13 protein-coding genes, 2 rRNA genes, 1 pseudogene and 1 riboswitch are annotated in these 21,219 nt (G+C 46.7%); of the genes and pseudogenes, 6 read left to right on the top strand and 10 right to left on the bottom strand.

All coding sequences use genetic code 11. The features are described from left to right. Positions 1 to 71: 71 nt before the first annotated feature. Both UL82_RS04705 and UL82_RS04700 read right to left on the bottom strand, forming a co-directional pair. Positions 72 to 3,156, bottom strand: a 23S ribosomal RNA gene (locus UL82_RS04705). Positions 3,157 to 3,575: 419 nt separating this feature from the next. Further along, positions 3,576 to 5,107: ribosomal RNA gene (locus UL82_RS04700) — 16S ribosomal RNA — on the bottom strand. Together the 16S and 23S rRNA genes form the textbook arrangement of a ribosomal RNA operon. Before the next feature lie 884 nt (positions 5,108 to 5,991). Further along, positions 5,992 to 6,170: riboswitch (cobalamin riboswitch) on the top strand. A gap of 52 nt (positions 6,171 to 6,222) precedes the next feature. Between UL82_RS04700 and UL82_RS04695 the strand changes: the two genes are divergently transcribed. Genes UL82_RS04695 through UL82_RS04680 form a run of 4 tightly spaced genes read left to right on the top strand, consistent with a single transcriptional unit; the run spans position 6,223 to position 8,769 of the window. Beyond that, positions 6,223 to 6,939, top strand: a complete 717-nt coding sequence (locus tag UL82_RS04695) for an energy-coupling factor ABC transporter permease (RefSeq protein WP_046439277.1) — start codon at positions 6,223 to 6,225, stop codon at positions 6,937 to 6,939. 3 nt (positions 6,940 to 6,942) lie between these two features. After that, the gene (locus UL82_RS04690; RefSeq protein WP_046439275.1) at positions 6,943 to 7,278 is read left to right on the top strand and encodes an energy-coupling factor ABC transporter substrate-binding protein; all 336 of its coding nucleotides are present in this window, start codon (positions 6,943 to 6,945) and stop codon (positions 7,276 to 7,278) included. Between the two features lies 1 nt (position 7,279). After that, positions 7,280 to 8,017, top strand: coding sequence for an energy-coupling factor transporter transmembrane component T family protein (locus tag UL82_RS04685; protein WP_052735886.1), 738 nt, complete (start codon positions 7,280 to 7,282; stop codon positions 8,015 to 8,017). Beyond that, positions 7,999 to 8,769 (top strand): energy-coupling factor ABC transporter ATP-binding protein, encoded by a 771-nt coding sequence (locus UL82_RS04680; RefSeq protein ID WP_046439274.1) that lies wholly within the window; start codon positions 7,999 to 8,001, stop codon positions 8,767 to 8,769. Before UL82_RS04685 ends, UL82_RS04680 begins: the two co-directional genes overlap by 19 nt. A 69-nt stretch (positions 8,770 to 8,838) precedes the next feature. Here UL82_RS04680 and tyrS read toward each other — a convergent pair whose 3' ends face one another. The 3 genes from tyrS to UL82_RS04665 all read right to left on the bottom strand — a co-directional run bounded on the left by tyrS (position 8,839) and on the right by UL82_RS04665 (position 11,779). Beyond that, complete coding sequence (gene tyrS / locus UL82_RS04675) at positions 8,839 to 10,116, bottom strand: tyrosine--tRNA ligase (RefSeq protein WP_046439272.1); 1,278 nt, start codon at positions 10,114 to 10,116, stop codon at positions 8,839 to 8,841. Between the two features lie 59 nt (positions 10,117 to 10,175). Continuing rightward, a complete protein-coding gene (locus UL82_RS04670; protein WP_046439270.1) occupies positions 10,176 to 10,352 on the bottom strand; it encodes a Trm112 family protein in 177 nt (58 codons plus the stop codon). A gap of 155 nt (positions 10,353 to 10,507) precedes the next feature. After that, complete coding sequence (locus UL82_RS04665; protein WP_046439268.1) at positions 10,508 to 11,779, bottom strand: thymidine phosphorylase; 1,272 nt, start codon at positions 11,777 to 11,779, stop codon at positions 10,508 to 10,510. Between the two features lie 206 nt (positions 11,780 to 11,985). Between UL82_RS04665 and UL82_RS04660 the strand changes: the two genes are divergently transcribed. Both UL82_RS04660 and UL82_RS04655 read left to right on the top strand, forming a co-directional pair. Further along, positions 11,986 to 12,435, top strand: coding sequence for a cytidine deaminase (locus tag UL82_RS04660; protein WP_046439266.1), 450 nt, complete (start codon positions 11,986 to 11,988; stop codon positions 12,433 to 12,435). Positions 12,436 to 12,441: 6 nt separating this feature from the next. Continuing rightward, positions 12,442 to 13,658: pseudogene (locus UL82_RS04655) on the top strand (NupC/NupG family nucleoside CNT transporter). 87 nt (positions 13,659 to 13,745) lie between these two features. Here the strand turns inward: UL82_RS04655 and argH are convergent. The 5 genes from argH to pheT all read right to left on the bottom strand — a co-directional run bounded on the left by argH (position 13,746) and on the right by pheT (position 21,195). Further along, on the bottom strand, positions 13,746 to 15,179 hold the full coding sequence (gene argH, locus UL82_RS04650; protein ID WP_046439265.1) for an argininosuccinate lyase: 1,434 nt from the start codon (positions 15,177 to 15,179) through the stop codon (positions 13,746 to 13,748). Positions 15,180 to 15,355: 176 nt separating this feature from the next. After that, the gene (locus tag UL82_RS04645) at positions 15,356 to 16,555 is read right to left on the bottom strand and encodes an argininosuccinate synthase (RefSeq protein WP_046439264.1); all 1,200 of its coding nucleotides are present in this window, start codon (positions 16,553 to 16,555) and stop codon (positions 15,356 to 15,358) included. 62 nt (positions 16,556 to 16,617) lie between these two features. Continuing rightward, complete coding sequence (locus tag UL82_RS04640; RefSeq protein ID WP_046439262.1) at positions 16,618 to 17,115, bottom strand: arginine repressor; 498 nt, start codon at positions 17,113 to 17,115, stop codon at positions 16,618 to 16,620. A 79-nt stretch (positions 17,116 to 17,194) separates the two neighbouring features. Further along, on the bottom strand, positions 17,195 to 18,154 hold the full coding sequence (gene argF / locus UL82_RS04635; protein ID WP_046439260.1) for an ornithine carbamoyltransferase: 960 nt from the start codon (positions 18,152 to 18,154) through the stop codon (positions 17,195 to 17,197). A 515-nt stretch (positions 18,155 to 18,669) separates the two neighbouring features. Beyond that, the gene (pheT, locus tag UL82_RS04630; RefSeq protein ID WP_046439256.1) at positions 18,670 to 21,195 is read right to left on the bottom strand and encodes a phenylalanine--tRNA ligase subunit beta; all 2,526 of its coding nucleotides are present in this window, start codon (positions 21,193 to 21,195) and stop codon (positions 18,670 to 18,672) included. Positions 21,196 to 21,219 lie beyond the last annotated feature (24 nt).

Here is a 21,219-nt window from a genome sequence, read left to right as displayed (position 1 = left end):
ACAATTATTCACGTTTCTTTGAACCCATTAACATGTTTCCCTATTTTGCCTTATTCATGTGTCAAAAAAAGGATTGTTTGTATCGGCATATTAGTACCAGTCACCTCCATGAGTTACCCCACTTCCAGACCTGGCCTATCAACCCCATCATCTCTAGGGAACCTCAAACGAAACCTCATCTCAAAACAGGCTTCCCGCTTAGATGCTTTCAGCGGTTATCCCTTCCGTACGTAGCCAACCAGCCATGCCACTGGCGTGACAACTGGCACACTAGAGGTACGTCCGTCCCGGTCCTCTCGTACTAGGGACAGCCTTCTTCAAGTTTCAACGCGCGCGGCGGATAGAGACCGAACTGTCTCACGACGTTCTAAACCCAGCTCGCGTGCCGCTTTAATGGGCGAACAGCCCAACCCTTGGGACCTACTCCAGCCCCAGGATGCGACGAGCCGACATCGAGGTGCCAAACCATCCCGTCGATATGGACTCTTGGGGAAGATCAGCCTGTTATCCCCGGGGTACCTTTTATCCGTTGAGCGACACCACTTCCACACGTAGGTGCCGGATCACTAGTCCCGACTTTCGTCCCTGCTCGAGCTGTCACTCTCACAGTCAAGCTCCCTTGTGCACTTACACTCACCACCTGATTACCAACCAAGCTGAGGAAACCTTTGGGCGCCTCCGTTACACTTTAGGAGGCAACCGCCCCAGTTAAACTACCCACCAGGCACTGTCCCCAACCCAGATCATGGGCCAAGGTTAAGGTGCTCAATCCGATCAGAGTGGTATTTCAACTTGCGACTCCACACACACTAGCGCATATGCATCAACATCTCCCACCTATCCTACACAAACCGAACCAAACACCAATACCAAGCTATAGTGAAGGTCCCGGGGTCTTTTCGTCCTGCCGCGCGAAACGAGCATCTTTACTCGTACTGCAATTTCACCGGGCCTGTGGTTGAGACAGCAGGGAAGTCGTTACGCCATTCGTGCAGGTCGGAACTTACCCGACAAGGAATTTCGCTACCTTAGGATGGTTATAGTTACCACCGCCGTTTACTGGGGCTTAAATTCTCCGCTTCGACACCACAAAAGCATCTAACAGGTCCTCTTAACCTTCCAGCACCGGGCAGGCGTCAGTCCGTATACATCAACTTCCACGTTTTCGCACGGACCTGTGTTTTTAATAAACAGTCGCTTCCCTCTATTCTCTGCGACCACCACCAGCTCAAACAGTTAGTCACCAGCAGTGGTCCCCCTTCTCCCGAAGTTACGGGGGCATTTTGCCGAGTTCCTTAACCACAGTTCACCCGAACGCCTTAGTATTCTCTACCTGACCACCTGTGTCGGTTATGGGTACGGGCCGTATATAAACATCGCTAGAGGCTTTTCTCGACAGCATAGGATCACCAACATCCCCAAAAAAGGGTACGCATCACGCCTCACCCACAAGTGGTACGGATTTACCTATACCACGGGCCACACGCTTACACCACAATCCAATAAGTGGCTCAGCTACCTTCCTGCGTCACCCCATCACTTAGCTACTACCAACGAAGATCCCACGCACACACCATGACACACACCCAAAAGGCACACACCATGACACATGGATGGTTAGTACCATTGATTCACCATGGTCGCTTACACACGGGTACCAGAATATCAACTGGTTATCCATCGACTACGCCTGTCGGCCTCGCCTTAGGCCCCGACTCACCCTGGGAAGATTAGCTTAACCCAGGAACCCTTAGTCATCCGGCGGAAAAGTTTTCCACTTCTCATTCGTTACTCATGCCTGCATTCTCACTCGCACACAGTCCACAATCGTTTCCACACACTGCTTCACACCATGCACGACGCTCCCCTACCCAAAACAACAACCAAAATTGTTGCCTTGCCGCGGCTTCGGCGGTGTACTTGAGCCCCACTACATTGTCGGCGCAGAACCACTCGACCAGTGAGCTATTACGCACTCTTTCAAGGATGGCTGCTTCTAAGCCAACCTCCTGGCTGTCTTCGCGATCCCACATCCTTTCCCACTTAGTACACCCTTAGGGGCCTTAACCGGCGATCTGGGCTGTTTCCCTCTCGACCAACGGAGCTTATCCCCCGCAGTCTCACTGCCATGCTCTCACTTCACCGGCATTCGGAGTTTGGCTGACATTGCTAAGATTGTAGTCCCGCTCAACCAACCAGTAGCTCTACCTCCGGCAAGAAACACACAACGCTGCACCTAAATGCATTTCGGGGAGAACCAGCTATCACGGAGTTTGATTGGCCTTTCACCCCTACCCACAGCTCATCCCCTCAGTTTTCAACCTAAGTGGGTTCGCGCCTCCACAACCTCTTACAGCTGCTTCACACTGGCCATGGGTAGATCACCCCGCTTCGGGTCCAGAACATGCCACTAACACACCCAATTAGGATTCGCTTTCGCTACGACTACCCCACACGGGTTAACCTCGCGACATGCCGCTGACTCGCAGGCTCATTCTTCAAAAGGCACGCCATCACCCACCCAAAAGACAGGCTCTGACGGATTGTAAGCACACGGTTTCAGGTACTCTTTCACTCCCCTCCCGGGGTACTTTTCACCATTCCCTCACGGTACTATCCGCTATCGGTTAATCCAAGTATTTAGGCTTACCGGGTGGTCCCGGCAGATTCACAGCAGATTCCACGAGCCCGCTGCTACTCGGGGACATACATCACCACACCATGCGTGTTTTCATGTACAGGACTCTCACCTTCTACGGTTAGGCATCCCAACCTAATTCCACTAACACACACACCATAGCCACTGTCCTGTCAGAAACAATGACACATACACCCCACAACACCGCACACGCAACCCCTGACAAGTATCACACGCATACGGTTTAGCCTCATCCGCGTTCGCTCGCCACTACTAACGGAATCATTATTATTTTCTCTTCCTACGGGTACTGAGATGTTTCACTTCCCCGCGTTACCTCCACAACAGCTATATATTCACCATTGGGCTACCACACATCACTGTAGTAAGGTTTCCCCATTCGGACATCCTCGGATCAACGCTTTATTGACAACTCCCCGAGGCTTAACGCAGCCTTACACGTCCTTCATCGGCTCAGATTACCAAGGCATCCACCGTGTGCCCTTCAAAACAAACAAACCAACACAAAAAACAAATAAAAAACACTAAGAACAAAGAAACAAAACACAAACACACATAAACAATGCATTCATGTTAAAAACAATAATTGCTAAAAATATTGCTAAAAAATTCGCGTCCACTATACAGTTCTCACACAACACAACCCCAACAAAAAAACAACCACACACTTTAAGTATCATTGTTGCTTTTTTGGTTGAAGCCACATATAGAACAAACCCACAAGGATTGCCCCAGACACCCAACAGCACACCAAACCACACATGAAACAACCTGTGTCATGCTCCAGCTACCCCATGATGACATCATGGATGTTTCACACACTAGTCTTTTGTTTCACCCCACCACACACAATGTGCGTGGGTGATGTGCTCCACCCGGATAAACAAAAACAAAACAAAAAATATAAGCTCCTTAGAAAGGAGGTGATCCAGCCGCACCTTCCGGTACGGCTACCTTGTTACGACTTCGTCCCAATCGCCAATCCCACCTTCGACCACTCCCTCCACAAACGTGGTTAGGCCATGGGCTTCGGGTGTTACCAACTTTCATGACGTGACGGGCGGTGTGTACAAGGCCCGGGAACGTATTCACCGCAGCGTTGCTGATCTGCGATTACTAGCGACTCCGACTTCATGGGCTCGAGTTGCAGACCCCAATCCGAACTGAGGCCGGCTTTCAGCGATTCGCTTACCCTCACAGGCTCGCAGCGCGTTGTACCGACCATTGTAGCATGTGTGAAGCCCTGGACATAAGGGGCATGATGATTTGACGTCATCCCCACCTTCCTCCGAGTTAACCCCGGCAGTCTCTCATGAGTCCCCACCAAAATGTGCTGGCAACATAAGACAAGGGTTGCGCTCGTTGCGGGACTTAACCCAACATCTCACGACACGAGCTGACGACAACCATGCACCACCTGTATACAGACCTAAAAAGGAAAAACTATCTCTAGCCCGATCCTGTACATGTCAAGCCCAGGTAAGGTTCTTCGCGTTGCATCGAATTAATCCACATGCTCCGCCGCTTGTGCGGGCCCCCGTCAATTCCTTTGAGTTTTAGCCTTGCGGCCGTACTCCCCAGGCGGGGCGCTTAATGCGTTAGCTACGGCACGAACCCCGTGGAAGAGGCTCACACCTAGCGCCCACCGTTTACGGCATGGACTACCAGGGTATCTAATCCTGTTCGCTCCCCATGCTTTCGCTCCTCAGCGTCAGTTACTGCCCAGAGACCTGCCTTCGCCATCGGTGTTCCTCCTGATATCTGCGCATTCCACCGCTACACCAGGAATTCCAGTCTCCCCTACAGCACTCAAGTTATGCCCGTATCGCCTGCACGCCCGAAGTTAAGCCCCGGAATTTCACAGACGACGCGACAAACCACCTACGAGCTCTTTACGCCCAGTAAATCCGGACAACGCTCGCACCCTACGTATTACCGCGGCTGCTGGCACGTAGTTAGCCGGTGCTTCTTATCTAGGTACCGTCACAAAAAAGCTTCGTCCCTAGCGAAAGAGGTTTACAACCCGAAGGCCTTCAATCCCTCACGCGGCGTCGCTGCATCAGGCTTGCGCCCATTGTGCAATATTCCCCACTGCTGCCTCCCGTAGGAGTCTGGGCCGTATCTCAGTCCCAATGTGGCCGTCCACCCTCTCAGGCCGGCTACCCGTCGACGCCTTGGTAGGCCATTACCCCACCAACAAGCTGATAGGCCGCGGGCTCATCCCTAACCGAAAAAACTTTCCACCACACACACTAAAATGTGGTCCTATCCGGTATTAGACCCAGTTTCCCAAGCTTATCCCGAAGTTAGGGGCAGATCACCCACGTGTTACTCACCCGTTCGCCACTCGAGTACTCTCTTGCAAGCAAGAAAGCCTTTCCGTTCGACTTGCATGTGTTAAGCACGCCGCCAGCGTTCGTCCTGAGCCAGGATCAAACTCTCCACAAAAAATAAGAAAAATTATTGGGAAAGCCCAACAACTGGCAAAAAATAAACAAAAACAATTTTTAGTATTTAACAAGCACCCACAACCATCCCCCAGCCCCTTACCCTCAACACAATAAAATCCTAAAAACTATATTGAAGAAAAAAGATAAGAAACAAGAAAACAAATCATGGTCACTTGCCGGTCACACCACAACACCATCAGTGACATCTGATCACCACAGTATCAGGCGTAAAAACAAAAACCATTATCCCCCACCACAATAAACACATATGTGAATACGTGATAAGAAAAAGAAAATATGTGTAAAACAAAAAACAATAACACACAACACAATGACCAAACACAAACACTTATTCAGCATTCATCATTAATCACTAGATTCTGTGTGTTACATGTTGTAACAAATGATTTGGCACACTATTGAGTTCTCAAACAACCCACACCCACCACACAACAAACAATGCTTGCTGTAATAAGGTGAAATGCTGTACTACAGTCACTTTAAAAAAGTTTAAGTAATTGCAGCGAAGAAAAACCTTACAAAACTTTTCCTGTTATTGTCAAGTTTCGTTTTTCTTTGGGAAAAAATTTTTATTGTTGCCACCGTGTTTGTTTCACACAACCTTGTTTGTGTTGTGTGGTGCTCGCGGCGACTGGAACAAAGTTACACACGACTTCCCAACAACACAAATCCACAGGTCACAACATTTTTTTACACAAATAACAATCATCATTATCAAAACTTAACTAACCCTTAAAATCTTCTTGAGCAATAAAGTCCCACATTGCATGTGATATCAGCTAAGCGTGTACACAAATACCCACATTGTCAGTGAGCTTCACCATAAAACATCAATTTTTCCTCCTACGCACTAATAACACTCTATTGTTCAGTTGTTACGGTTTTAAGTGGGAATGCCAGTGAAAATCCGGCAGCGGCCCTCGCCACTGTATTTTTAGTCTTTCATATACCACTGTCGATATTCGATAGGAAGGGAAAGGCACTTGGGGTATCCCTCAAGGTAGAAGCCAGGAAACCCTTGCCGCAACGGACATATTCATCCAGGTATGCGAGGTGCATACCTTTGTCACTAAAGAAAGATCTGGTTTTCCTATGCACATTGCAGAAGGATTTCTTCCGGTCACCCATTGCGTTGCATGGGCAGCCGCTTCAACTCCGTTTGTGGTCTATGGCGCCAATCGAGTGCGTACGCAACTAAAAGAACACCCAGAAACGGGCCTACTTTTAGGCGCTGCTGGTGCATTTAGCTTTGTTCTCTCGGCAATCAAAATTCCATCAGTCACTGGTTCCTCTTCACATCCTACGGGTACCGGATTAGGAGCAGTTCTATTTAAACCACCTGTTATGGCCTTTATGGGTAGCATCGTTTTACTCTTCCAAGCACTTTTACTTGCACATGGCGGTATTACAACTCTGGGCGCAAATATTTTCTCTATGGCTATTATTGGCCCCTACGCTGGTTATGGAATCTTTTTACTCAGCCGAAAATTAGGTTCAGGCTTTGACGTCGCAGTCTTTGCTGCCGCTTTCATCGCTGATTTATCTACCTACGTTATGACAGCGCTTCAGCTTTCCCTCGCGCACCATGGAGCAGGTATCGGAAATGCCTTCGCGACTTTCCTTGCTCTTTACGCACCGACGCAACTGCCGCTTGCAATTATTGAAGCTCTCATTACGGTCATGATTTTCCGCTCTCTTCGTGTTATTGCGGATAAGGAACTCAAGGTATTGGGATTTATTTTTACACCTCACACACCTGAAAAAGCCGTCGATCCAAAAATAACCACTAGTACTACCAAAGGCGTGTAAATCATGAGTAAAAGAACAACAACTTTTCTGTTTATCGGTCTCATTGCACTTCTTGCAGCTTTCCCTATGTTCTTTAACCTTGGTAGTGAAGATATTGAAGAGCCTTTTGCTGGTACCGATGCCACAGCTGAAACACTTATCGCCGAAGAAAACCCAGATTATGAGCCCTGGTTTGAACCACTTATTGGTGAGCTTCCCGGTGAAGTAGAATCAGGATTATTTGCTCTTCAAGCAGCATTGGGAGCCGGTTTTCTAGGCTATGCCCTGGGCGTATTTCGTGGACGCAAGAACGCCGAAGACTCAGCTGTTGAAGCGATAATAAGTACTTCAGAAAACTAGAATGAACCCACTAGAGCAAGCCGCGTCGAAAAGCCCTTGGGCACAGGTTCATATTTTAGAAAAGACAGTCCTCTTCTTCGGATTAACTATTCTAAGCATTATTATGCACTCGTGGCAGGGATTTAGCCTCTTAGCTTGCATTCTTATCGCTTTGATATTGATTTCTCGTGTTCCACTGCGTGTGTATCTTTCATTGGTTCTTGCCCCAGCCACCTTTATTGCGCTGGGGCTTGGCCCACTTATTTTTGCACTCACCCCCTCAGGTTTTGTGCTTATCGACGGCGGCATATCTAACGCTATCATCGTTCTTTGCAGAAGTACTCTTGCAATGAGCTCAACCATGCTATTTGCGCTTACTACCCCGTTTCCACAAGTGCTATCTGGGCTACACAAACTACATCTTCCAGAAACACTGGTTCAAGTTATCGCACAAACTTATCGCATGTCTACCATGCTTGTTACGACCTCACAGGTTATGTGGCAAGCTAGTGCCCAACGGCTTGGACAACGAACTTTTTTGATCTGGATTCACTCAGTAGCACATCAGGCAGCGTCATTATTTGTGATCTCTTTTACCCGCGCTAGACGTATGCAAGATGGCATTCAACTACGCGGCGATCTCAATTATGCCCTCACCTATGGAACGCATTTTCACTCACAACCACCCCGGCTTTGTTTAGTGCTTTTTTATCTTCTTGGATTCATTGTTTTAGGAATACTATGCCGCTTATTTCTTTAGCTCATGTCAGCTTTGCACACCCCAATGCCCCATCAACTTTCCAAGATATATCTATTGATATACATGTTGGTGACCGCATTGCTTTACTTGGCGCTAACGGTAGCGGTAAGTCCACACTCATGAAACTCATGTGCACTGCTCTGCGTCCTAAAACTGGCAGTGTCATTATCAATGACCAACCTAGCACCTATACTAAAAATGACCGAAATAGGATACGCAGCATTGTCCAAATGGTGCTTCAAGAACCCGATGAACAAGTTTTTTGTCTTTCAGTACAAGATGATATCGAATTTGGGCCAAGAAATTTAGGTCTCAACGATAATCAAGTAGCTACTCGCTGCCTCATGGCAGCTCACGCAACAGAAGTAAGTGATCTTCTTGATCGAATACCTCATCAACTTTCCTATGGACAGCGCAAACGAGTTGCTTTAGCAGGTGCATTAGCTATGTCGCCGCAAGTTTTGCTTCTCGACGAACCCACAGCAGGACTTGATCCAGCAGGAGTGCACCGGTTGCTTTCTATCATCAAAAATCTTGACGCCGCAGTGTTGCTCGCTACTCACGATGTTAATTTTGCTTATGCTTTTGCTGATACGTGGGCAGTGTTACATAAAGGACAACTTAGTGTTGCAGCTAAAGACAAAATAATCGCTGATCGTGAGCTACTGAAAGATGCCCGTTTAGACCTTCCCTGGGCACCTTTAGTATCAGCACTTATAGGGAAAAAGGTTACTTTCCCGGAAGAATTATAGCGAAAAGGCCATGGGTTCTAGCCCATGGCCTTGTTTTTCTAATTAAAATATATTGCCTAAGCGTACGTCTTAAGAGAAATGCACCCCAGCAAAATTCTTCTTTCCTTTACGCAGAACCAACCATGAGTTATGTAACAAATCTTGTTCACCTGGCTGCCAATCTTCTGTTTCAATGCGCTGATTATTCACATATGCGCCGCCTTCTTTTATGGTTCGACGAGCAGCACCTTTAGAATCAGCCAATCCGCTAGCAACCAATAAATCAACAATGCTGCGTGAGTCATCGTCGCTAATCTCAGCAATAGTTGTCTCGCTCAAAGCACCTTTTAGCGTGGCCTCATCAAGCTTACTAAGCTCCGCGCGACCGAATAGTGCTTGTGCGGCTAATTCTACGGCAACGGTAGCCTCTTCCCCATGCACTAAAGTGGTCATTTCTTGTGCTAAACGACGCTGAGCTTCCCTGGCATGTGGACGTTCTGTAACTGCAATCTCAAGTTCAGCAATTTCTTCCTTGCTTAGGAAGGTAAACCACCGTAAGTAATCGATAACAACCGTGTCTCCAGCATTGAGGAAGTACTGGTACCAGGAATAAGCACTGGTGCGCTCAGGGTCTAGCCATAGTTTGCCGCCGCCGGTTGATTTACCGAACTTCTCACCATGAGCATCAGTAACCAATGGCATCGTTAATGCGTGAACGCGTGAGCCGTCGATACGTCGATTAAGATCTACACCCGAAACAATATTTCCCCATTGATCCCCACCACCGATTTGCAGAACGCAGTCATAGTTACGGCGTAATTGCACGTAATCATTAGCTTGCAAAAGCATGTAAGAGAATTCGGTGTAAGAAATACCATCAGATTCTAAACGACGCTTCACTGTCTCACGATCGAGCATGGTGTTAAGCGAGAAGTTCTTACCGATATCCCGCAAGAACTCAATCACAGAGATATTGTTAGTCCAGTCTGCATTGTTAACCATAATGGCATCATTGGTTTTACCGGATTGGAAATCAACAAATTTACGCAGCTGATTTTTAATTGACTCTAAGTTCTCAGCAATCTTTTCTTCGGTAAGCATCACACGCTCGCCCACATCACGTGGATCCCCGATCATGCCAGTTGCCCCACCAGCTAAAGTAAGCGGACGGTGTCCAAATTGTTGAAACCGGCGCAACATTACCATCGGCACTAGATGTCCGGCATGCAATGAGTCACCTGTGGGATCAAAACCGCAATATAACGTAATGGGATTTTCACATGCTTCACGCAGTGCATCAATGTCGGTGGAATTATTAATAAGACCGCGCCAGAGTAGCTCGTCAATAATATTTGTTGCCTGAGTCACTGTATATTGTCCTTGTAATTATTTCAGTTTTGGTAAAAGGGTATATCTGCGTATGTGCATCAATTCGCTGGCCATGGTGTAGCTTCATCAACAAGCATAACTGGGATGCCATCATCAATTCGATAGGCAATAGCCAATCGCTCATTGACTAGTACTTGTTCATCTTCTAAATATGTCAGCGGACCTTTATCTTGTGGGCAAACAAGAATTTCCAAAAGCTGAGGATCAATACTCATAAACGTTGAGTTTATCCTATTAGGCTAAACATTGAGCAATAAGACTTTTTGCTTAACGACGCTTATCCCCCTTGGCTATGCCAACAAAAAGTCCCCACAGAAAAATCTGTGAGGACTTTTATACAGAAGCCTCTTAATTGTCTTAATTACCTGAATTAATCCACAGTATCCAAGATAATCTGGCGTTCTGCCGACGGAGAGTCGCTAATAACTAAGCCAGGCATGACAGATTCTAGTGCTGGCTCAAAGGCAGCTGGAGTATCGGTATACAAGGTAGCAATCTTTTGCCCCTTGGTAACCTTTTCGCCTTGAATTGCATGCAAGCGAATGCCTGCACCAAGCTGTACATCATCTTCCTTGCGGGCACGCCCTGCACCCAAACGCCAGGAACCAACACCGAAAGCCAATGCATCAAGGGTGGTAATGTAGCCGTCACGATCAGCCACAATTTCATGAGTGTTCTCTGAATATGGCAATGGGGCTTCAGGATCGCCACCTTGAGCACGGATCATTCGCTTAAATACATCCATGGCGCGACCGTCGTCAAGAGCAGCTGCAACATCAACATCAGTCTGACCTGCACTATTAAGCATACGACGAGCAAACTCAACAGTGAGTTCACGAACATCACTTGGGCCGCCACCAGCAAGAACCTCGAAAGTTTCCTCAATTTCAAGTGAGTTACCAATGGTTAAACCAAGTGGAGTAGACATATCAGTAAGCACAGCAGAGGTTGGCACACCTGCATCATTACCCAAGCTCACCATGGTCTTAGCAAGTTCTTTAGCCCAAGCCAAATCTTTCATAAAGGCGCCGGTACCAACTTTAACATCAAGGACTAAAGAGCCAGCGCCAGCCGCAATCTTCTTACTCATGATAGAACTGGCAATCAATGGAATAGCATCTACGGTGGCAGTCACATCACGTAGTGCATAGATACGCTTATCAGCCGGGGCTAAATCTGAACCGGCAGCAGCAATAATAACTCCAACATCTTTAAGAATTTCATCCATCCGCGCCGAAGTCATATTCACATCAAAGCCTGAAATAGCTTCCAACTTGTCCAAGGTACCGCCAGTGTGTCCAAGACCGCGACCAGAAAGCATAGGAACTTTAACCCCAAAAGCGGCTACCAATGGACCAAGGATCAAAGAAATTTTATCCCCGACCCCACCCGTCGAGTGCTTATCAGCAGTAGGAGCACCCAAGTTTGAAAAGTCCATTCGCACACCGGATTCGATCATCGCGTTGGTCCAGTACACCAACTCTCGACGGTTCATGCCATTTAAAAAAATGGCCATGAGCAGGGACGCAAACTGCTCATCGCCGACATTGCCAGCCGTGTAGGTGTCAATAATAAATTTGATTTGCTCTGGACTTAACTCACCAGAATCCCGCTTTGTGCGGATGACATCAATTGCATCCATGGATACCCCATCCTTTCTAGGTCACACAACACTTTATATCGTGATAGGTATTACTTGAATAATCGATTATGATCTGATTATCATTCCAATTGGAACAATTGTCAACCATCTAGTTAACATCCGTTCTAGAGCTAAGAATCTGACAACTTGCACAATCCGAACCCTTACTCTGCGGAATACTGCTGTTAAAAGAAAGAGTGTGAATTATGAGCGCCCCCAATGATGCTGAGCTGCTCACTGCCGCCCATAAGGCTGCAGAAAATGCCTACGCCCCATATAGTAACTTTCCTGTTGGCGCTGCTATTTGGGATGGAAACTCCGATGTACTTACCCTTGGCTGCAATGTAGAAAATGCCGCTTATGGCGAAACCATCTGTGCTGAACGCAATGCTATGACCACATTAGTCAGCTCTGGCGTCAAAAAAATACATACTGTAGCCATTATCGGTTCTAAAGCAGCCCGCTGCTACCCATGCGGTGCTTGCCGGCAGGTTCTACGTGAATTCGGCTGTGAACGCATCATCGTCGAGGATGAAGAAGGAAATCCTTTAAGCTACAGCTTCGAAGAAATCCTACCTTTTTCTTTCGGCCCTGAATATCTCCCCACCACTGCTGCCCGCAACCACGGCAGCACTCAAGAAGAAAAGGAGGCATAAACGATCATGGATCGTTTTCAAGGTCTCATTGGCATTGTTTTAATCTTTGCCATTATTTTTGGATTCTCCTCCGCTCGCGGCAGAATTAAGTGGCGCACCCTGGGTATGGGTTTTGCTCTCCAGATCTCCTTCGCCGTTATTGTGTTAAGTTGGGATCCTGGTTTTAAGGCTCTTGAATGGGTGTCCCACCAAATTCAAAAGCTTATTGATTTTACTGCTGAGGGTACATCCTTTGTTTTCGGCCCACTCTTCGGCGAAAACGTTGGCTTTATTTTCGCACTCAACGTACTTCCAGTAATTATTTTCTTAGGCGCTATCGTCGCGGCTCTATACTATTTGCGCATTTTACAGTGGTTTGTAGAAATCGTCGGTACCGCACTTGGCAAGGTCATGGGCACCTCCAAGATTGAAAGCGTCTGGGCTAGTACCGTGATCTTCCTTGGTCAGTCCGAAGCACCATTAGTTATTAAGCCTTGGATCCCTAAACTCACCCGTTCTGAGCTTTTTGCTTGTATGAGCGGTGGATTTGCTTCCGTGGCAGGTTCCACTCTTGTAGGTTACTCGCTACTAGGTGCGCCTCTTGAGTACTTGCTTGCTGCTTCGATCATGAATGCCCCAGGTTCTTTGCTCGTCGCTAAAGGCCTGATCCCTGAGACTGAAGTTTCCACCGCAAGCGCTAATGTGCGCGAGGTTCGAGACACTGAAAACCGCAACATTATTGATGCTCTTGGCTCTGGTGCTATGGCCGGCGGCCGCATTGCCGTTGCCGTTGCCTGCATGTTAATCGCTTTTATCGCTTTGATCGCCATGTTCTCTGCCATTATCAGTGGCGTTGGCACCATGTTTGGCCAGGACAATTGGTCACTAGAAGGCCTCTTCGGCATTGTATTAGCTCCACTTGCTTGGGCAATCGGCGTCCCATGGGAAGAAGCCGGACTTGTCGGTAACTTCATTGGGCAAAAACCATCCTCAATGAATTCGTCGGCTACACCTCATTCTCTGAGCATGTCGATACGATGAGCGCTAAATCTATTCTCATCTCTACCTTCGCACTTGCTGGCTTCGCTAACCTTAGCTCTATTGCTATTCAAATTGGTGCTTTTGGTGCGCTTTGCCCAGAACGTCGATCGGATGTTGCCTCCTTAGGATTACGTGCCCTATCAGCCGGCTTCCTCACTAATATGCTCAATGCAGCTATCGTCGGTGTTGTGGCCATAATTTAGAAAACACTTATCTTCACCTAAAAACCAGCTTTGATGCGATACTTGTCCACATTAAAGCTGGTTTTTTCTTCTCTATGTCAAAGCAATCTATCCTCGTACCGGAGTGTTTGCCCACTTCCGGTACTGATCAATAAGTGCATTCACACGCTCACGTTGTTCATCAACACGCACCTGTGCAGTTCCACCACGGGTAGCACGCGACGCCACCGCCCCATCAATAGTGAGTACTTCTTTAACCTCCGGGCGCAAACGCGGATCAACACTAGCTAATTCTTCATCACTTAATTCATCTAGACCAACCCCACGGGCTTCTGCGATACGCACACACGCACCAGATGCTTCATGAGCTTGTCGGAAAGGAACGCCTTCACGGACCATCCATTCAGCTAAATCAGTAGCTAAAGTAAAACCAGCTGGAGCTAATTCCCGCATACGATCGCTATGGAAAACCAATGTTGAAACTAATCCGGTCATCGCTGGTAGTAGCAGATTAAGCTGCGCTACTGAATCGACGATGGGTTCTTTATCTTCTTGGAGATCACGGTTATACGCTAGCGGCATAGCCTTTAAGGTGGCCATCAGTCCAGCAAGGTTACCAATAAGACGTCCTGATTTACCACGAGTCAATTCCGCAACATCAGGGTTTTTCTTCTGCGGCATAATCGACGATCCAGTTGACCATGAGTCGTGCAAGGTAATATAACCAAACTCAGGGGTACTCCACGCAATAATCTCTTCGGCCAGCCTAGACATATCCACTCCGATTTGTGCGAGCACAAAAGCAGTTTCACTGGCAAAATCACGTGAGCTAGTCGCATCCAAAGAATTATCTGCGGCAGAATCAAATCCTAATTCTTCAGCAATCGCTTCTGGATTAAGTTTCAAACTTGATCCAGCTAACGCACCCGATCCATACGGTGATACAGCTAGCCGCTTATCTAAATCCTGTAACCGTTCAATATCGCGCAACAATGGCTGAGCATGTGCTAATAACGCATGTGCTAAAAGCACTGGTTGTGCTGCTTGAAAATGAGTTTTACCTGGCATAATTACCCCAGGATGAGCTGCTGCCTGAGTACTTAACGCCTGTGCCAAATCACTTACTTGCACAGCAATATCACGAATAGCATCGCGCACCCACATACGGAAAAGAGTAGCTACTTGATCATTGCGTGACCTACCAGCGCGTAAACGGCCACCAACTTCTGTACCAACTCGATCAATAAGACCGCGCTCCATAGCTCCGTGTACGTCTTCGTCGGTCGGATCTGGAACAAATGCGCCACTTGCTACATCGGCACCAAGTTGATCAAGTCCAGCAAGCATAGTGGACAAATCCTCATCACTAAGCAGACCTGCTGCATGCAATACTTTTGCGTGTGCTTTAGAAGCAAGAATGTCATATGGGGCAAGTACCCAGTCAAAATGAGTAGATACGCTTAGCGCAAACATAGCCTCACTTGGCCCACCGCTAAAACGACCACCCCACAACGCGCCTTGATTAGTACCATGCTGTTGCATTGTTGTCCTTCACTTTCGTTCCTTTATATTGTGTTCTACAGCGATCAAGCAGCTCAATGACGACTACCTGGGTTCCTCAAAAAAGAGTAGCTAATGAAGCAGAAAGCGCGACCTTAACAACAAGGCCACGCTTTCACTTATATTCTTTCTCCACAAAGCCTAGTTAGTTATGCATTTTACTGGGCATCACGATCACGTTTATTAGCAATCTTTGAACTCAACCCATGTAGCTCAACAAAGCCCTTTGAGAAGGTTTGATCAAAAGTATCGCCCGTGTCATAGGTGGCCAAATTAAAATCATACAGCGAGTGATTGGAACGACGGCCATTTACAGTTGCTTTACCAGCTTGTAAAACCATGCGAATATCACCGGTGACATGCTCTTGGGTTGATTCAATAAATGCATCCAAACTGCGCTTAAGCGGAGCAGTCCATAATCCGTCGTACACCTCTTCTGACCAACGAGCATCAATCCCACGTTTATACCTAGCGAGCTCCCGCTCAATAGTAACGTCTTCAAGTGCCTCATGGGCAGTAATTAAAGCAATAGCACCTGGTGCCTCATAAATCTCGCGTGACTTAATACCAATCAAGCGGTCTTCAACCATATCGAGACGACCAACGCCTTGGGCACCGGCGCGACGGTTCATCTCTTCGATAGCTTCTAAGACGGTAACCGGACGCCCATCGATAGCTACTGGTATCCCAGATTTGAAGGAGATAATCACCTCATCTGGGGCATTACCTAAGGAAGGATCCTCGGTATATGCATACAAATCTTTTGTTGGTGGATTCCAAAGATCCTCCAGGAAGCCAGTTTCAACGGCACGCCCCCACACATTTTGATCAATCGAAAATGGAGATTTCTTTGATTGCTCAATCGGTAGATTAATTTCTTCGGCAAAGGCAATAGCTTTATCGCGGGTCCATGCATAATCACGAGCGGGAGCAATAATTTCTAAATCAGGGTTTAACGAACGAAACCCTACCTCAAAACGAACCTGATCATTGCCTTTACCGGTACAACCATGTGAAACGTGGGTACCACCGTGTTCTTTAGCTGCCTGAACAAGATGTTTGACAATAAGCGGGCGAGAAATTGCAGAAACTAATGGGTATTGCTTCATGTACATGCCGTTGGCTTTAATCGTCGGCAAGCAATAGTCTTCTGCGAATTCATCCTTCGCATCAACAACAATCGACTCCACGGCACCACAATCAAGTGCGCGCTGGCGTACTGATTCCATATCTTCGCCGCCTTGACCTAAATCAAGCGAGACCGCGATTACCTCACCACCAGTCATCTTGGCTAGATAAGGAATAGCTACCGAAGTATCTAAGCCACCAGAATACGCAAGTACCACGCGTTGAGTCATATTGTTTTTCTCCTTGTTTTATTTTTGCTTTTCGACGTCTTTGCAGCCGTAATTAATCAAAACTATGTACTGGGATAGGTCTTACGTCGCTCAAACATCTCAGCAAGTTCGGCACCTGTGATTGGATCACGAGCAAGCACAAAAACAGTGTCATCTCCGGCAATTGTGCCAACGACTTCTTCCATACCTACCCTATCGATAAAGCTGGCAAGAAATGGTGCTGCCCCCGGTGGGGTACGCAAAACTGCAATATTTCCTGAATATTCAACTGCTACTAGCAGGTCATCAAGCATTTTACGTAATTTCTCCCGTGTTCCAGCAGAAGTCACCGCTGCCGATTCATCGGGGTTACCAACTACATAAAAAGCTCGCCCTGCTTCGCGACGCACTTTACGTGCGCCAAGTTCATCAAGATCGCGTGATAGAGTTCCCTGGGTAATATCTACCCCACGGTCTTTCAATAGCTGGGAAAGTTGCATTTGACTATAAATCTGATTATTTTCCAGCAAATCCAAAATCAGTGCCTGCCGCACTGTTCGCGTGATCGGGGTCGCTGACACAACGTTCTCCTTTGTCAATAATGGTGGCTTAAAACAACACACGAGTTCTCTAAGCTCGTCTCGTGCGAAATGCCAAAGTTTATTCACGATGTGGCTGGTGTTCCATCAACCAGGTCATTAATGCTTTCTGCGCATGTAAACGATTCTCTGCTTCATCAAAAACCACAGATTGTGGACCATCAATCACGCTTGCGGTTACTTCACTACCTCGATATGCCGGAAGACAATGCAAGAAAATGGCATGCGCATGCGCTCTATCCATGATTTCATCATTAACCTGATAAGGCATAAACGGTGTTTTTCGATCAAACCCATCAGCTTCCATTCCCATAGATACCCAGGTATCAGTAATAACAACATCCGCGCCAATAGCCTCATCGAGATTATCGCTAATAGTTATTACCGATCCAGTTTCTTTAGCACGGCGTCGTGCACGATCAACAAATTCTGACTGTGGTTGAAAATCTACCGGTGCAATAATTGAAATATCCATACCTGCGGTAGCAAAACCAAGCATATAGGAATTAGCCATATTATTATTGCCGTCACCTAAATAAACGGCCTTCTTTCCATTAAGACCTAGCCAACCTTCTTCTGGACATAAATGTTCAATGCAGGTTTGCAAATCAGCAAGAATCTGACAAGGGTGAAAGGAGTCACTCAGGCTATTAATAATAGGAACCGTAGCAGTTTCGGCCATTTGGGAAAAATTATCATGAGCGTAGGTGCGCCACACAATAGCAGAAACCATACGAGATAAAACTGCACCCGTATCTTGATAGGTTTCTCCTTTACCTAGCTGAGTTTTTCCGGTATCTACCACAATGGCATTACCACCTAGGGCTGCAATACCAGCGTCAAAAGAAAACCGGGTACGAGTAGAAGTTTTATTAAAAAGCACTGCCACCGACTGCGGACCAGCAAAAGTACGAAAAGCATATGGATCTTTTTTCATCCGGAGCGCTAAATCAAGCACTTCTTTTTGTTCAGCTGGGCTAAGATCATCATCAGCGAAAAAATGCCGAACTGATGGGCTCATCTTTTCTTACTCCTTCTGCTTGTACGCACCGCTCCAAATTATGCAGAAGCTACACATTATCTTCAATTATATGCGATGGTCTATTTTTATGATGCTTTGATTGCTAGCAAAAAATCATCCATCAGTTTAAGTTTTGCCATAACTGGGATTATTTTTTAAAATGCTCATCACTTTGGCTAGTCAAATATCGCACCAATTATTCCAAATGCGACATATTTTAATCTCTGACCAGTATTTTTATAATTTAATCATGCTGCGATCCACTATTAAGAATAGTCATTTTTGCCATGCTCAAATATTTTTAATAACTCGCCTTCACTGCAATAAAGTTGATCATGTTAGAAAAATCATCTCAGCATAATGCTATCTATTCTGGACGAATAAAGGTTAGGTAGTTTTTTCTTTACTTATATTAATAAGATTCGCATTCTGAAACCTCTCCCAGGACAAAAACTGGCACCTCTTAAGCTGAGGTGCCAATTATAGGTTTCACAAGTGAATTAAAATGCAGTGTTTTAAGCGCGCATGGCTGCACCAAATACTGCAACAGCTTTTTCTACTGCAGCAAGTCGTCCTACCGAAGCTTCCTCATCGGTGAGGGTGCGATCATTTGCTCGGAAAATCAAGTTAAAGGCCAAACTCTTTTTATTTTCACCGAGGTTATCTGAGCGGTAGACATCAAATAAAGATACTTTTTCAAGTAACTCTCCCGCTGATTCTTCAATCAACCGACGAACATCTTCTGCTGGAATATCCTCATCAACAACCAAAGCTAGATCTTGATTGACCGTTGGGAAGGCAGAAAGAACCGGAGCTGGATAATTTTCTTTCAACGGTAAAGCCGTTACGTTAAGTTCCATAGCACACACGCGCTGTGGTAAATCAAGACGCTCAAGAACCTGCGGGTGTAGTTCACCAGCATGTCCAACAACGACACCGTCGACAAGTAATTCTGCGCAACGACCTGGATGCCAAGGTAAATAACCTTGTTCATCAGTATTGCGTACCTCAAGTTCTACCCCAGCCGCACGGGCAACGATCCGTGCTGATTCAATAGCATCAGCATAGGTATAAGGGTGTCCTTGACCCCATGGGCCAGAAAACTCGATTTCCCCGCTGCCGATAGTGGCTACATAAAGCGGTTGATAAGGCAAAGTAGTTAATAATTCAGCAACCTCTTTTTCACTTGGCCGCTGCGAAATATCGAGCATTGGTGATCTACCATCGCCGCGAGCAATGGATACTTGCTGCATACCGAATAAGCTCAATGAAGTCTGCCCACGTGCGATATTACGTTTAAGAGATTCCAACATCGACGGCAATAATGTCGTGCCCAAAACGGCATAGTCGGCATCTAATGGATTTTGAACAGTCACCACTTTGCGGCGCTCATCATCTGCACTTAAACCCCACACATCAAAAGTATCCTGACGGATAAATGGAGTCGGCAAAATTTCTGCATAACCGCCATAGGCAAGGGCATGTCCAATAGCGCGCTTGCGTTTTTGTGCAGAAGATAATCCTTTACCTACTGGTGCCTGCGGCACAATCGAAGGAATAGCCTCTAATCCTTCAAGACGTACTACTTCTTCGACTAAATCAGCAGACTCGCCCAAATCCCAACGCCATGTTGGTGGGATAACTTGAAGCATGTCCCCGTTGGCGGTAACCATACAACCAATTTCTTCTAGTCGTTTGATTACAGTTTCTGGGGTGTAATCTACACCAGCGATATGTGAAGGGCGATGAACATTCATCTCAATGGCAGTAAAAGCTGGTACATCACCAACAAGCGTACGTGCTGTACTGATGGTACCACCGGCAATTTTTTGCAAAAGAGCGCACGCAATATCAAGTGAACGCTCGATAATAGCTGGATCAACACCTCGTTCAAAACGCCTGGATGCCTCAGAGCTAAGCTTATGGCGACGCGATGTACGAGCAGTAGTAATTTGATCCCAATTAGCTGCTTCAAAGTACACGGTAGTAGTGGTCTCAGAAATCTCGGAAGAATTACCTCCCATAACCCCAGCTAACGATTGAATGCCATTATCATCACAGATCACAACGTCTTCTTCGCTAAGCGTACGTTGCACATGATCTAGCATTTCTAAAGTTTCATCTTTTTTAGCAGTACGCACCACTAATGAACCAGTGATTTTGTCAGCATCAAAAGCATGCATCGGCTGGCCAGTCAACAACATAACGAAGTTAGTGACATCAGTTGCCGCATTAACTGGACGCTGTCCGCACAGCATCAAAATACGCTGTAACCAAAATGGTGATTCAGCTTTAGGATCAATACCTGATACTTTTCGCAAACCGAAACGACGAGCCTTAGTATCTGCGTGTAGCTCGACATCAATAAGCGTGTCACTAGGCACCGGCACCGTGGAAATATCGATACCTGCTACTGATGGATCCAGAACTGGATCCACATGAGTAAAGCCAAAAGCACTTGCTAGTTCACTAGCTAAACCACGCAGTGATAACGCATAGCCACGATCTGGGGTGATATTAACATCAAAAACAATATCATCTAGACCAAGAATATCGCGCGCATCGGCTCCAGGTTCCCCCAGGCTTGGATCAAGGGTAATAATGCCAGAATTTTGTTTATCGCTTAACCCTAGCTCGGCAGCAGAACAGATCATGCCTGCCGACATCCGGCCATAGGTTTCGCGTTCAGAGATAGCAAAGTTTCCTGGAAGCACTGCTCCGGGCAAAGAAACTACCACAATGGATCCCTCGCTGAAATTACGGGCACCACAAACAATAGACTGTAACTCGCCAGTACCATTTGCCTGTCCTACATTAACCATGCAGTGACGAATAGGTTTTTTAAAACCTTCTAGCTCCTCGATACTTTCTACGCGACCAATCACCAGTGGGCCGGTTGTTTCCGGAATAGGTAAATAGCCCTCAGTTTCAAAACCAACTTGAACAAAAGCAGCATCAAGTTCTTCTGGGGTAACGTTCCACTGGGAGTTATTCGTTCCTGCGCGCAGAATATCCGTCACCCAGTTCTGAGAGATAAGCATAAGTAAAGCTCCTTGAAAAAATTT

Origin of the sequence: Corynebacterium kutscheri (assembly GCF_000980835.1) — a bacterium.
Lineage (GTDB): Bacteria > Actinomycetota > Actinomycetes > Mycobacteriales > Mycobacteriaceae > Corynebacterium > Corynebacterium kutscheri.
Note: the sequence above shows the minus strand (reverse complement) of the source record. Positions and strands in the feature narration are given on the sequence as shown.

Coding starts and splice junctions, on each gene's coding strand:
- UL82_RS04695 (WP_046439277.1), top strand. CDS start 6,223: ATGCACATTGCAGAAGGATTTCTTCCGGTCACCCATTGCGTTGCATGG.
- UL82_RS04690 (WP_046439275.1), top strand. CDS start 6,943: ATGAGTAAAAGAACAACAACTTTTCTGTTTATCGGTCTCATTGCACTT.
- UL82_RS04685 (WP_052735886.1), top strand. CDS start 7,280: ATGAACCCACTAGAGCAAGCCGCGTCGAAAAGCCCTTGGGCACAGGTT.
- UL82_RS04680 (WP_046439274.1), top strand. CDS start 7,999: ATGCCGCTTATTTCTTTAGCTCATGTCAGCTTTGCACACCCCAATGCC.
- UL82_RS04670 (WP_046439270.1), bottom strand. CDS start 10,352: ATGAGTATTGATCCTCAGCTTTTGGAAATTCTTGTTTGCCCACAAGAT.
- UL82_RS04665 (WP_046439268.1), bottom strand. CDS start 11,779: ATGGATGCAATTGATGTCATCCGCACAAAGCGGGATTCTGGTGAGTTA.
- UL82_RS04660 (WP_046439266.1), top strand. CDS start 11,986: ATGAGCGCCCCCAATGATGCTGAGCTGCTCACTGCCGCCCATAAGGCT.
- argH (WP_046439265.1), bottom strand. CDS start 15,179: ATGCAACAGCATGGTACTAATCAAGGCGCGTTGTGGGGTGGTCGTTTT.
- UL82_RS04645 (WP_046439264.1), bottom strand. CDS start 16,555: ATGACTCAACGCGTGGTACTTGCGTATTCTGGTGGCTTAGATACTTCG.
- argF (WP_046439260.1), bottom strand. CDS start 18,154: ATGAGCCCATCAGTTCGGCATTTTTTCGCTGATGATGATCTTAGCCCA.
- pheT (WP_046439256.1), bottom strand. CDS start 21,195: ATGCTTATCTCTCAGAACTGGGTGACGGATATTCTGCGCGCAGGAACG.